Here is a 12302-nt window from a genome sequence, read left to right as displayed (position 1 = left end):
GCTTCAGAGCCGCCACTCCTGCCGGAAAGGCCGATAGAACTCCGAATCCTGAGGCGCACCCCCCGCGATCCCGCAGATGGCCGAGGCAAATTGCACCGCCCGCTGCAGCAACACCTCCTCTGGCCATCCCCGCAGCAGGCCCAGGATGGCCACGGCACTGAAGCCATCTCCAGCGCCCACCGTATCCACCATCTGAGGTACGGAAACCGGGTCGGCCTGATAAACCTGGGCGGGGGTGATCAGGAGCGCACCTGCGGCCCCTAGAGTCAAAAATAGACCTTTCAGGTTCAACTGCGCCCGCAGGATCTGCCCTTGCTCCCGCACCTCTTTGGCAGGGATCCCTTCTAGCCGCGCCACCTGCTCCAGCTCCGCCTGGTTTAGCTTCAGCCAATCGCAGGTGCGCAGCATCTCCCGGATGGGATCCGGCTGCCACCAGGGATCCCGCAGGTTGAGATCCAAAAACACCGGACAGCGAAGGGCGGGGATCGTCTCCTGAAAGTGGCGATGGGCCGCTTCCCGTCGCGCCGCCAAGCTGCCCCGATAGAGCAGGCTGGGCTGGAGAACCCCGATATCCAACTGAATGTAGTCGTAGGCTTGGTCGGGCAAGATGGCAAAGCTTGGGATCCCCTCTGCATCCAGCGTGACTTGGACTTGGCCGGTGGGGTGAATCGGATCCCGTTGCAAACCTTCCAGGCGCAGCCCCTGCCGCCGCAGCGCCGCCAACAACTTTTCTGCCGCTTCGTCTTGGCCGATGCGGCTAAGCAAGAGGGGATCGGATCCTAGCCCCTTGAGGTTCCAAGCCACGTTCAAAGCCGCACCGCCCAGCACCACCTGGCTGGGGAAGCAGTCGAAAAGCACCTCCCCCAAAATGAGAGGCAAGCCCTGGGGCACATCGGGGGGATCCATCATCGGCACTTAGGAAGCAGCCGCTCCCTGCAGCTCCAGGATTTGCTGGTAGGTGTTGCTGCGGAACCAACGCTCGATTTCTCTGGCCCGCAGGACCGGCAGCGGATGGGTGCGCCCCACCGTTTGCATCTGCTTCAGCTCCATCTGCCACAGATCCCCGTCCAGCTCGTCGTAAGCGCGGGCCTGCTCCAAAAAGGCGTCCACATTCAGCTTAGAGGCCAATTGCGGGGATCCACCGCACAACTTCATCAACACCGAGATCACCGTCTTGGCGTCTTGGGTGACCAACAGCGCCGCCCGGTCACAGGTAAACTCGGCGCACCGCAGCCAGTGCATCAGTTGCTCCTGCAACGCCTGATAAAACAGCCCGCCGAAGGGGAGCAAGCTGGTGGAGAGCATGAGGATGTTGGCCATCGTCAAGTAGACGCCGTGATTACATTTCAAATGGCCCAATTCATGGGCGATCACGGCTTGAATTTCCGGCGGCTCCAACAGATCCAGCAGAGAGCTGTGCAAAACGATAAAAGGCTTTTTCCCCTGCATGGCAAAGGTATAGGCATTGGGCGTGGGGTTCTGCCGCACATAGAGCTGGGGCACGTCCAGATCCAAGATGCGACAGGCCTGCACCAAAAGCTGGTGAATCTCCGGCAGCTGATGCTCGTTAATTTGAATACTGGAAGCGATGTTATCCAGATAAAAGACCTGTCCTGCTGTTGAGCCGAGCCAGTTTTGAATCAGCAGGCCCAGCCCCGGCACCTGCTGCAGAGAGCGGGTTGCCTGCAGATCCACAGGATGGCGAAACTGGTCGGCCCGCAGGCCCAGCAGAATGCGAGGTTCTTGTTGAATGGATGACATAGACAAGATGGGGAGAAAAAGGCTTCAAAAGCAGGCGGGCGGCTGGAGCTTGGGGATCCCTGCTGTCGGCCGTCAAGGGATGGAGACCAAGAGAGCTGGGCATGTCCGGGCTGACCTGCAACTGAGGGCTGTGAACCCCCTCCAACTGTTGCCTCGGCAGACTCCGCCCTTCCCTACATGGTTTCTTGATTTTAGCCGCTACTCTGGAAACATCTCTTCTCTCGACCCTAGTCCGTTTGCAAGCTAGACCCCTTTGTCGTCGTTCTAAGGTCATCATGCGGATCCCGACTTCCACCTATCGCATTCAGTTTCATGCTGGGTTTGACTTCGAGGCAGCACGGCAAATGGTTCCCTACCTGAAGTTGCTGGGCATCAGCGACTTGTATGCCTCTCCCATCTTCCAAGCCCGCAGCGGTAGCACCCACGGCTACGACGTGGTGGATCCGAGGCAGATTAACCAGGAACTGGGGGGAAGTGAAAAGTTTGAGCTCTTGTGGGAAACCCTCAATCAGCAGGGAATCGGCTGGATCCAAGACATCGTGCCCAACCACATGGCCTATGACGGCCAAAACCAAATGTTGATGGATGTTCTAGAAAGTGGGCCCAACTCAGACTTTATCGATTACTTTGATGTCAACTGGAACCACTCCTATCTGGGTATTAAAGGCAGGATCTTGGCACCCTTTTTGGGAGATTTCTACGATAAATGTTTGGAGTCTGGTCAAATTCAGCTTCGTTACGATGCCGATGGCCTCAGCATCAACTACTATAACCTGAGATTTCCTCTGAATATCGATACCTATGCCGATGTTTTTACCTACAACTTAGGTAAATTGCGGCGGAAGTTAGGGCGAAGCCACCCCGACTACATCAAGTTACTCGGGATCCTCTTCAGCCTGAGATTTATACCCAGCAAGGAAGATCTCCTAGAACGCACCGATCAAATTAACTTTGCTAAGCACTCCCTTTGGGAGCTTTACACGTCTAGCCAATCTATTCAAAACTTCTTTGACGAGAACATTGCCATCTTTAACGGCAAGCCGGGGGATCCCTCAAGCTTTGACTTGTTGGACGACCTTTTGGCGCGGCAGAATTTCCGCCTTTCCTTCTGGAAAGTGGGCGCCGAGGAAATCAACTACCGTCGCTTCTTCACCATTAACGAGCTGATCTCGCTGCGGATGGAGGATCGCGAGGTCTTTCGCAAAACACATCAGCTTATCCTTAAGCTGGCAGAACAAGAGCGCTTTACAGGCTTACGTATCGACCACATCGACGGCCTGTTTAACCCGGAAGAATATCTCCATCGCCTGCGGGAACGCTGCCCAGATCTCTACATCGTGGTAGAGAAAATCCTAGAAGCCGATGAGAAACTGCCTCAGCAATGGCCGATTCAAGGCACAACAGGATACGACTTTTTAGCCAAGCTCAATGGTCTTTTTTGCCAGGAAGAAAATGCAGAGGCTTTTGACTCTCTTTATCAAGACTTTACGAACCTACGACATTCCCCAGAACAGGTGATTGAAGACAAAAAACGTTTGATCATCGAGCGCAACCTGGCAGGTGATATGGATAATCTTGCTTTTTTGCTCAAGCAGATCACCAGCCATCACCGCTACGCTAACGACTTTACCCTCTACAGCTTGCGCCGAGCCCTGGTGGAAGTTTTGGTGTGCTTCCCGGTTTATCGAGTTTACATCCACCAAGGGATCCTCAGCCCAGAAGGTCAGCAGGTTATCCGTAAAGCTGTAGAGAAAGCCAAGGAGAACCTGCCCATCTTGGTAAACGAACTAAATTTTCTGCAGCGTTTTCTCTGCCTGGAGTCTCTCGACAATTTGTCAGAGCAAGAGAGAAACGAGCAGATCTACTTTGCCATGCGCCTGCAACAGTTGGCCGGCCCTCTCATGGCCAAAGGGGTAGAGGATACGGCCTTCTATGTTTATAACCGGCTACTATCCTTAAACGAAGTGGGCGGGGATCCCTGCCGTTTTGGCTTTTCTCTGCAGGAGTTTCACCGCTTTAACCAAGAACGAGCAGCCGAGTGGCCTTTTTCGATGAATGCTTCCTCTACCCACGATACCAAACGCGGCGAAGATGTACGAGCCCGCCTGAATGTGCTGTCTGAAATCCCTGCTGAATGGAAAAAACACATCAACCTTTGGCATGAGCTGAACCTCGGTTACAAGGTCCGCAGCAATCAAGCCAAGCGCTCGGAACTGCCAGATCGCAACGATGAGTATCTGCTCTACCAGACTTTGCTCGGCTCTTATCCCTTCCAAGCGGAAGAGGTGCCCCAGTTCGTGCAGCGGGTTAAGGACTATGCCATCAAAGCTGTGCGGGAAGCCAAAGTTCACACCGCTTGGCTTCGCCCCGATACCGAGTATGAAGAAGCCACCCTCGCTTTTATCGATCAGATCCTACAGACTTCAAGCCCCTTTTTGGAGTCCTTCTTGCCTTTCCAACGCAAAATTGCCCACTTTGGCATCTTGAATTCCCTCTCGCAAACGCTGATCAAGCTCACCAGCCCTGGGATCCCGGATATTTACCAAGGTACCGAGCTATGGGATCTAAGTATGGTGGATCCCGACAATCGTCGGCCTGTAGATTTTTCTCGTCGCCTCGCCTACTTAGAAGAAATTCAACGGCGAGTCAAACAGGATCCTCTACAGCTTGTCGAAGATCTGCTGTCCCACCGCCGCGACGGACGCATTAAGCTGTTTCTCATTCATCTTGTGCTCAGGGCCCGTCAGGAACAGCCGCAGTTGTTTCTTGGCGGAAATTACATTCCCCTGCAGGTGAGCGGATCCCATGCTGCCCACGTGGTGGCTTTTGCCCGCCAGCACGAGAAGCAGGTTTTGATTACGGTGTCACCCCGCTTTTTGACCTCGTTGATCGACGAGACGCAGGATCCCCTGGGAGAAGCCGTTTGGAAAGATACTGAAATTCATCTGCCCCGCTGGAAGCGGCTGGAGTGGGTGAACGGGCTGACCCAAGAAGGGATCCCTGCCGGCGAAACCTTGCCGGTGGGCATCCTCCTCAAGTCTTTTCCGGTGGCCCTGCTGTGGGGGCAGAAGAACCTACTGAGCAATTGAGGCCGGGGTCAGGGCCTGAAAGTTGGCGATGCGGGCAAACTCCCGCGGATCGAGGCTGGCCCCGCCCACCAGCACTCCGTCGATCTGGGGTTGGGCCATCAGCTCGTCGATGTTGCCGGCTTTGACCGAGCCGCCATACAGGAGGGGCAGTTGGTCGGCGCCCAGGTGCTGGCGGATCAAGCCGATGACCCGATTGGCCTCTGCGGCTGCACAGGTGTCGCCGGTGCCGATGGCCCAGATCGGCTCGTAGGCAATCACCAGGTTCTCCAGATCGATCCCTGCCAAGGCGCGATCCAACTGCCCTAGGATCCAAGACTCGATCAAGCCCTGCCGTCGCTGCTCCTGGCTTTCGCCCACGCACAAGATGGGGGTGAGGCCATGCCGCTGCGCCGCTGCCAAGCGCCGATTCACGGTTTCATCTGTCTCGCCGAAGTATTGCCGCCGTTCACTGTGGCCGACGATCACGTAGCGCACCCCCAATTCCGCCAGCATGGGGCCGGAGATCTCCCCGGTAAACGCCCCCTGATCCTCCCAATGCAGGTTTTGTGCTCCCACGGCGATGCCGGATCCCCGCGTTTGCTCTGCCACCACGGACAGGTCTGTGAAGGGCACACACAGGATGATCTGCCGTTGTGAAGCCGCTCCTAAGGACGACGCTTGCAGAGCCGGAGCAAACTCCCGCAGAAACTGGCGGGCCTCAGCCTGGGTTTTGTACATCTTCCAGTTGCCGGCGATGAGGATGGGACGCAAGGTGGATCCTCCCTAAAAGACGCTCAGAAGACAACTAAAGAAGGGGATCCCAAAGCAGAAACCCAAATGGATAGGCAGGGATCCCAGCTTTTGTTTTTTCGTATGTCACAGTTTATCAGCAAGCGGCTCCAGAATACGGCGATGGGATCCGGGCCCCGGTTAACCCTCCTGGGCCGTCTCTTGTTCCAGGCTGGCAGCGATGGCCGCCAGGCAGTCTTCCCAGGCGGCTCCCTGCTCCAGAGATTGGACGGCGACGGCATAGGTCTGGGGGTGGGCCTGCAACAGCGCTCGTCCCTGGCGCAAGAAGCGGTTGATTTGGACCTTCATTTTGGCTGGAGAGGTCAAGGGCTGCGCTGCCAACAGCGTTGCCAACTGCTGCCGATCCTCTGTATCGCCCGTAATTTGGCTGTAGTGCAACGATTCTGCGGCTGCCCCCGCCATCCAGAACGTGCCGTAGCGCTCCACCTCTGCCCAAGGGATCCTTCCCTGAGCCTGCCAAGTGTGCATCGGGGCCCGATCCAACTCCACCCCGCCGTAGCCAGGCATCCCCCGTCGAAAGGCTTGCCAGGGACTAAGCACATAGCCCAACAACGGGATCCCGAGCAGATGGGCCACCAAAATGTGCCCCGCTTCGTGGCGGATGACCCGCTGCCGGTAGGCCGGCGAAGCCCAATCCAGCAGCCCGCCCAGCAACCCTGAAATCCGCCCCCCAAAGGCCACTTGCTCGACGATGACCAGCCCCACCAGTCCTACCAGGGGCATGGCAACCCGCGGCCCCAGCACCGCCGACAAAACCAAAGCTGCCACCACCCAAGCAGCGCGAGTAACTCCAGCTTCTGACATCGGCTAGCTACCCCCTTAACCAACCAGCTGAAGGGAGGATCCCATAACAGCTTACGCGCCAAAACCCAACAGGAAAGCCGGGCTTTCACAACCCGACAATCTGGGTGTTTTCAAAGGTGGCGAGAATTGCATCCAGATCTTTGCTCTGCAGTGAGTAGGTGGCAGTGGCATCGCTGCCAAACTGGATCTCGTCCCCATCCTCAAGATCCCGAAATTCCACCCGTTGCCCACCCACGTAAAGGCCATTGGTGCTAGGATTGCCCTGAATGTCGCCGTCGATAATTTGGTAGGTGAACCCGTCGGGAGAAGAAGGAGATTCGGTTTTAACCAAAATAGCGTGGTAGCGAGAGGCGTACTGCGAGTCAATGCGAATACTGTTGCGCGGATCCCGGCCCAATGAGTAGAGCTCGGCTGTCAACCAGTAGGCCTTTGGCCCCTGTCGATCTTTGACAATTAGCACATGATTGAGGGCCGGTCGGCGAGGGGGCGTGGTCATAAAGCCACCCACTTGCACAACACTGAGGGCAGTATACCCAAAACATAACATACGGAATCCCCCAGTTGGATCCCTATATCCACCGGATGAGTCTCACTGGGATGGGCAGGATTGGCCCATCACCCTGAGCAGCGAGTAGATTTTTGTAACAACTCCTCTCATAATGGGATTAACGATGCACATGGATCTCTGACCATGAATGGCTCGCAACCGGATCCCGGTGTCCAACCCCGTCCTCCCCAGACACCGAGGCTGATTGAGCTACCGGAAGATGAAACCGATGCGCAGCTTGGCGATCCCCTGCGCATGCAGCGCTACGAATGCCGTTCCTGTGGCTACGTTTACGAGCCGGCCAAGGGGGATCAACTCAATCGGATCCCGGCGGGTGTGCCGTTTGAGGAATTGCCCGCCGATTGGAAATGTCCGGTGTGCCGAGCCGACCAGCGCTTCTTCCAAGCAGTGGGAGCCAAAGGCAAGCCTTCGGGTTTTCAAGAGAACTTGCGCTACGGCCTGGGGGTGAACGTGATGACCCCTGCCCAAAAGAACCTGCTCATTTTCTTGGGATTGGCGCTGGGGTTTTTATTTTTGATGAGTTTTTATTTCGTCGAGTGATGGCCAAGATGTTGAAGCTCTTGAGACTGGCGCTGTTGGCTGCTTGCTCCCTGCTGCTGATGGCGGCGCGGATGCCGAATATGCAGGTGGTGCCCTGGCAGCAGGTGGAGGTGCCTACCCAAAACATTCTGCTGGACATCGCCTTCACCGGCACCACCCCTACACACGGCTGGCTGGTGGGAGACAAGGCGACACTGCTGGAATCCCACGATGGCGGTTTGCACTGGCAGGTGCGGGAGCTGTCGAGCTTGGAGCCAGAAGCCTACCTTGCCTCGATCAGCTTTGCCGGGGCAGAAGGCTGGGTGGCCGGGCAGCCGAAGATCCTCCTTCACACCCTGAACGAGGGATCCGACTGGACTTCCATTCGCCTCAACACCCAACTGCCGGGTGAGCCGATCTTAATCCAGGCTTTGGGCCCTGGGGCTGCCGAGATGGTGACCAATGTGGGCGCCATCTACCGCACGGAAGATGGCGGGCAGACCTGGCGCGCTCAGGTGGAGGAGCCGATTGGGGCCATCAAAAACATCGCCCGCGGCCCTGGGGGAGAATACCTGGCGGTGTCGTCGCGGGGCAGCTTTTATTTTCTCTACACGCCAGAAAGCCGCGCCTGGAAGCCTTATCCGCGGGAGAGCTCCCGCCGCATTCAAAACATGGGTTTTGGCCCCAACGGCAGCGCCTGGAAACTGAACCAAGGGGCAGAGATTGCCTTCACGGAGGACTTCACCTCTGGCGAGTGGGCGTCGCCGCTGCGTCCGGGTCGGGCCCTCAGCTTTGGCTATTTGAATGCGGCCTATCAAAACGACCACGACCTGTGGGTGGTGGGGGGTGGCGCCACCCTGATCCACAGCCCCGACGGTGGCAAAACCTGGGAGCAGGCTAAGCAAGTCAGCGATATCCCCGCCAATTTCTACAGCATCGAGTTTTTCGGCCCCGACCGAGGGTTTATCTTGGGGCAACGGGGCACCCTCTTGCGCTATGTCAGCTCCAACAACTCCTGACGATCTCAGGGATCCCTAGCCGGTACGCGGGTGGATACACGCGCCAGGGCCACAGTTTCGCTTCCGCGGCTGCTGGTTGCTGCCAGCGGTACTGGCGGGCACGTTTTTCCGGCTTTGGCCATTGCCGAGCAGTTGCCCGATTGGCAGATCGAATGGCTGGGGGTGCCGGATCGGATGGAAGGGAAGCTGGTGCAGGAGCGCTACCCTTTGCACCGGGTTGCCATGTCTGGCTGGCAGGGATCCCCTCTCCACAAGCTGCGAGCCTTGGCTCAACTGGCGCGGGCGACCCTGCAGGTACGCCAACTCCTCAAGTCGGGACGGTTTGATATCGTCCTGACCACCGGTGGCTACATCGCCGCCCCGACCATCTTGGCCGCCCGTTCGCTGCGGGTGCCGGTGTTGCTGCACGAGTCCAACCGCATCCCCGGCAAAGTCACCCGTTGGCTGGGAAGATTTTGCCACGTGGTGGCGCTGGGCATGGCGGAGGCGGCAGAGCATTTGCCGGGGGTGGCCGCCCAAGTGGTGGGCACGCCGGTGCGGGCCGAGTTCTATCGGCCCCAGCCCCTGCCCGCCGATCTCCCCATCCCCGACGGGGATCCGCTGATCGTGGTGATAGGGGGGAGCCAAGGGGCACGGGGCCTCAACCGCATGGTGGCCGCCTGTGCCGAAGCTTGGTTGGAGGCGGGGGCTTGGATTGTGCATCTGACGGGCGGCAGCGAGGCCGGGATCCCCATCCATCCCCGCTACCGGCCCTTTCCTTTCCGCACCGATGTGGCTGCCCTGCTGCAGCGGGCAACGTTTGCCATCAGCCGGGCCGGAGCCATGAGCCTGGCGGAGTTGTGGGCCACCGCCACTCCGGCCATTTTGATCCCCTATCCTTTTGCCGCCGAGGATCATCAGTATCAGAATGCCCTAGCCTTTGTGGGGCGCGGTGGGGGTGTGGTCATGCGAGAATCCGAAGAGCATGTGGACTTGCTGCGGCAAACGGTGTTGACCTGGTTGGCTCAGCCGCAGGTGGTTGCCCAAATGGCTGCCCACTTGCAAGCCACAGCTCCCCCCAATGCCAGCAAGGCCGTAGCCCACCTGTTGCAGGAGATCTGCCAAAGTTCTGCCCGTTAACTCCCCCAGAGGGCCAGCCGTGGTACAGCCGAGAGTGGATGGTCTTTCCCAATGTCCGCCTGAGCCCGCCGTTTGCGCTCCTCGGACGGAGCCGTCAACCCCGCTGCCAGAGCTCCGGCTCGCCGACAGGACGGAATCGCTGTTGATGCAGCTAGAGCAGTGCTTCGGGATCCCTCAGCGCCCCCACACCCCCGACGGCCTTCCCCTCTATCCCGATCTCCTGGACGAGTTGGTGGGCACGGTTCTCTCCCAAAACACCACCGATTACAACAGCAGCCGTGCCTTCCGCGCCCTCAAAGCTGCCTTTCCCACCTGGGAGGCCGTCTTGGCTGCCGACCTGGCGGAGCTGGCCCAGGTGATCCGGCCCGGCGGCTTAGCCCACCTCAAGGCAGCCCGCATTCAGGAGATCCTGGCCGCCATTGGCGAGCGACGGGGATCCCTCAGTCTTGACTTTCTAAGAGACCTGGACGACGCCGGCGCCCTCGACTTTCTGCTCTCCCTAAAAGGGGTAGGGCTGAAGACCGCCACCTGTGTGTTGTTGTTCGGGCTAGGTCGGGATCTCTGCCCGGTAGATACCCACGTGCATCGAGTGGCCAACCGTCTGGGCTTGGTGCGGGCCAAACATCCCGACGACACCTTTGCTCAGCTTTCCCCGCAGATCCCCAAGGGCAAAGCCTACTCCCTGCATGTCAACTTCATCCGGCTGGGCAAGCGCATCTGCAAAGCGCGTATGCCCGAGTGTAGCCGCTGCCCGCTGCGTCGCACCTGCCCCTCTGCCCCCTTGCGGCAACGTTGATCCCCGCAGCAGAGTTCTACGCAGAGGGGATCCCCTCTTGTCCGTTGCCCTGGGCTGGAGGAACTTCCGGCTCCAGGACTTGCCGCACAGATTCGATCTCTTGGGAGAGCAACACCCGATCCCGATCCAAGAGGCCGACCACATGCTCCGGATCCTCCCGCGAGACCACCGGCAACTGGCGCAAATCGTATTCGTACATCGGCTCGGCAGCCACTGCCACCGCCTCATCGGGAAAGGTGGTGAGCACCGCCGATTGGCTGACCTGCTCTACTGTCAGCTCGGCCAATTCCCCAGCTTCCCTGTGAGCCAAAGCGCGCTCGAGGTCTTCCAGGGTGAGAATGCCTCGCAGCCGCTCCTGGCCATCCACCACCAAGGCGCTATGGCACTTTTGTTGCAGCAAACGCTCCAGGGCCTCCCGCAGGGGCGTATCCTGCTGCAACAGCAGAGAAGGGGGTACCATCACCTCTTGCACCGTCAGGCCCTTGTTGGGCTCCTGGCCGCGACGGGCGGAAGGGTAGATGGCCGGTGAGTGCAACTGCTCCGCCAGCCAAATGCTCAAACCCACCGCCGCCATCACCGGCAGCGCGATGTGGTAGTCCCGCGTCATCTCAAACAGCAGCAAAATGGCCGTCAGCGGAGCCCGCACACTGGCCGCCAACACCGCCGCCATGCCCACCATGGCGTAAGCGACAGGGGGAGAGAGGGCGATGGCGGGCAACACCTGTCCCAACACCTGGCCGTAGGCTGCCCCCAGCACCGCCCCCAGGAACAAAGCCGGCGCAAAGGTTCCCCCCACAAAGCCGCTGGCCAGGCTCAAAGCGCTCAGCAACAGCTTGCCCAGCAAAAGCAGGCCCAGATGGCCAAGGGAAAAGGGCACAGCCTGCAAGATCGACTCAACGGTTTCATAGCCCACCCCCAACGCCAACGGGATCCCCAAGCCCGCCCAGCCCAGGATCGCCCCCCCCAAAATGGGCTTGCTCCAAGCCGGCCAAGCGGCCAGGGGGCCACTGCCGAACAGGTGCTTGCCCCACTCCAGGGTGTAGCTGAAGGCCAGAGAAACCAGGCTGGCCAAAAAGCCCAAGCCAAGATAGAGGGGCACCTCCAGCAGGCTGTGGATCTCGTAGTCCGGCAAGACAAAAGCCGGCTGCGTAATGGTGGGCAAGAGAAAAGCCGGCTGCGCCCCCAACCCCACCTGGGCGACCAGGGCCGACACCACTGCCGCCAACACCACCACACTGACGGCAGAAGTGGTGAACGTGCGGGCCAAAGCCAGCTCCAGCGCCAAAAACACTCCGGCAATCGGCGCATTAAACCCCGCCGCCAGCCCCGCCGCCGCCCCCGCCGCCAGCAACAGTTGCACCCGCTCCCGCGAGAGGCGCAGGTTTTGCCCCAGCAGGGATCCCAACAAAGCGCCACTTTCCACACTGGGCGCTTCCGGGCCCAGGGAAGCCCCCGCGCCCAACGAGATGGCAGCCGCCAGGAGCTTGAGCGGGATCCACCAGGGCTGAGGCGCCAAAGGACGAACGGAGCTCACCAGACTGGAGAGGCTCGAGTTGGGGAAGGGCACGACTGCTCCCAAAGCGCCGATCAGCAGACCTCCCAGCACCGGCGCCAAAGCCAGAGACCAGGATCCCGGCAGCCACAGGCCATGGTGTTCTGCGGCTCTGCCGATGCCATCGACAAAGACGTCTTGCAGCAGATAGCGACACCAGCCGATCAGATAGCGAAACCCGACCACCAACAGCCCCGTGCCTAGCCCCACTGCCGCCGCCAGCAGCAGAAGAAGGTTCTCAGAAGAGAGGCGCAGGCGGAGAGCGAGGGCGCTGCTCATGATCGGC

General features: G+C 59.3%; 11 protein-coding genes. 5 read left to right on the top strand and 6 right to left on the bottom strand.

What is annotated here, in order from left to right; translation table 11 throughout:
* Positions 1–3: 3 nt before the first annotated feature.
* Both NW862_RS00320 and NW862_RS00315 read right to left on the bottom strand, forming a co-directional pair.
* Positions 4–909, bottom strand: a complete 906-nt coding sequence (locus NW862_RS00320) for a carbohydrate kinase family protein (protein ID WP_414333742.1) — start codon at positions 907–909, stop codon at positions 4–6.
* A gap of 6 nt (positions 910–915) precedes the next feature.
* Positions 916–1761 (bottom strand): M48 family metallopeptidase, encoded by an 846-nt coding sequence (locus NW862_RS00315; RefSeq protein WP_414333740.1) that lies wholly within the window; start codon positions 1759–1761, stop codon positions 916–918.
* Between the two features lie 275 nt (positions 1762–2036).
* Between NW862_RS00315 and treY the strand changes: the two genes are divergently transcribed.
* Positions 2037–4850 (top strand): malto-oligosyltrehalose synthase, encoded by a 2814-nt coding sequence (gene treY / locus NW862_RS00310; protein ID WP_414333738.1) that lies wholly within the window; start codon positions 2037–2039, stop codon positions 4848–4850.
* Here treY and tpiA read toward each other — a convergent pair.
* The 3 genes from tpiA to NW862_RS00295 form a co-directional block, all read right to left on the bottom strand.
* On the bottom strand, positions 4836–5600 hold the full coding sequence (gene tpiA, locus NW862_RS00305) for a triose-phosphate isomerase (protein WP_414333737.1): 765 nt from the start codon (positions 5598–5600) through the stop codon (positions 4836–4838). The genes treY and tpiA overlap by 15 nt on opposite strands.
* Positions 5601–5759: 159 nt before the next feature.
* On the bottom strand, positions 5760–6443 hold the full coding sequence (locus NW862_RS00300; protein WP_414333735.1) for a hypothetical protein: 684 nt from the start codon (positions 6441–6443) through the stop codon (positions 5760–5762).
* An 85-nt stretch (positions 6444–6528) separates the two neighbouring features.
* Entirely contained in the window at positions 6529–6939 is a 411-nt protein-coding gene (locus tag NW862_RS00295; protein ID WP_414333734.1) for an FHA domain-containing protein, read from the bottom strand.
* 195 nt (positions 6940–7134) lie between these two features.
* Here NW862_RS00295 and NW862_RS00290 point away from each other — a divergent pair, with 195 nt between their 5' ends.
* The 4 genes from NW862_RS00290 to NW862_RS00275 all read left to right on the top strand — a co-directional run bounded on the left by NW862_RS00290 (position 7135) and on the right by NW862_RS00275 (position 10464).
* Positions 7135–7551, top strand: a complete 417-nt coding sequence (locus NW862_RS00290) for a rubredoxin (RefSeq protein WP_414333732.1) — start codon at positions 7135–7137, stop codon at positions 7549–7551.
* An 8-nt stretch (positions 7552–7559) separates the two neighbouring features.
* Positions 7560–8549, top strand: a complete 990-nt coding sequence (locus tag NW862_RS00285) for a photosynthesis system II assembly factor Ycf48 (protein WP_414333730.1) — start codon at positions 7560–7562, stop codon at positions 8547–8549.
* A gap of 30 nt (positions 8550–8579) precedes the next feature.
* Positions 8580–9668 (top strand): undecaprenyldiphospho-muramoylpentapeptide beta-N-acetylglucosaminyltransferase, encoded by a 1089-nt coding sequence (gene murG, locus NW862_RS00280; RefSeq protein WP_414333729.1) that lies wholly within the window; start codon positions 8580–8582, stop codon positions 9666–9668.
* Between the two features lie 145 nt (positions 9669–9813).
* Positions 9814–10464, top strand: coding sequence for an endonuclease III domain-containing protein (locus NW862_RS00275; protein WP_414333727.1), 651 nt, complete (start codon positions 9814–9816; stop codon positions 10462–10464).
* Between the two features lie 16 nt (positions 10465–10480).
* Here NW862_RS00275 and NW862_RS00270 read toward each other — a convergent pair whose 3' ends face one another.
* Entirely contained in the window at positions 10481–12295 is a 1815-nt protein-coding gene (locus NW862_RS00270) for a chloride channel protein (protein WP_414349036.1), read from the bottom strand.
* Positions 12296–12302 lie beyond the last annotated feature (7 nt).

Origin of the sequence: Synechococcus sp. H55.8, from assembly GCF_047462375.1 — a bacterium.
Classification (GTDB): Bacteria; Cyanobacteriota; Cyanobacteriia; order Thermostichales; family Thermostichaceae; genus Thermostichus.
This window is presented reverse-complemented; position numbering and strand designations above follow the sequence as displayed.

Bases quoted from the DNA above. Each gene is read 5' to 3' on its own strand.
- NW862_RS00285 (WP_414333730.1), top strand. From the start codon at position 7,560: ATGTTGAAGCTCTTGAGACTGGCGCTGTTGGCTGCTTGCTCCCTGCTG.
- NW862_RS00315 (WP_414333740.1), bottom strand. From the start codon at position 1,761: ATGTCATCCATTCAACAAGAACCTCGCATTCTGCTGGGCCTGCGGGCC.
- treY (WP_414333738.1), top strand. From the start codon at position 2,037: ATGCGGATCCCGACTTCCACCTATCGCATTCAGTTTCATGCTGGGTTT.
- NW862_RS00290 (WP_414333732.1), top strand. From the start codon at position 7,135: ATGAATGGCTCGCAACCGGATCCCGGTGTCCAACCCCGTCCTCCCCAG.
- NW862_RS00320 (WP_414333742.1), bottom strand. From the start codon at position 909: ATGATGGATCCCCCCGATGTGCCCCAGGGCTTGCCTCTCATTTTGGGG.
- NW862_RS00275 (WP_414333727.1), top strand. From the start codon at position 9,814: ATGCAGCTAGAGCAGTGCTTCGGGATCCCTCAGCGCCCCCACACCCCC.
- NW862_RS00270 (WP_414349036.1), bottom strand. From the start codon at position 12,295: ATGAGCAGCGCCCTCGCTCTCCGCCTGCGCCTCTCTTCTGAGAACCTT.
- NW862_RS00300 (WP_414333735.1), bottom strand. From the start codon at position 6,443: ATGTCAGAAGCTGGAGTTACTCGCGCTGCTTGGGTGGTGGCAGCTTTG.
- NW862_RS00295 (WP_414333734.1), bottom strand. From the start codon at position 6,939: ATGACCACGCCCCCTCGCCGACCGGCCCTCAATCATGTGCTAATTGTC.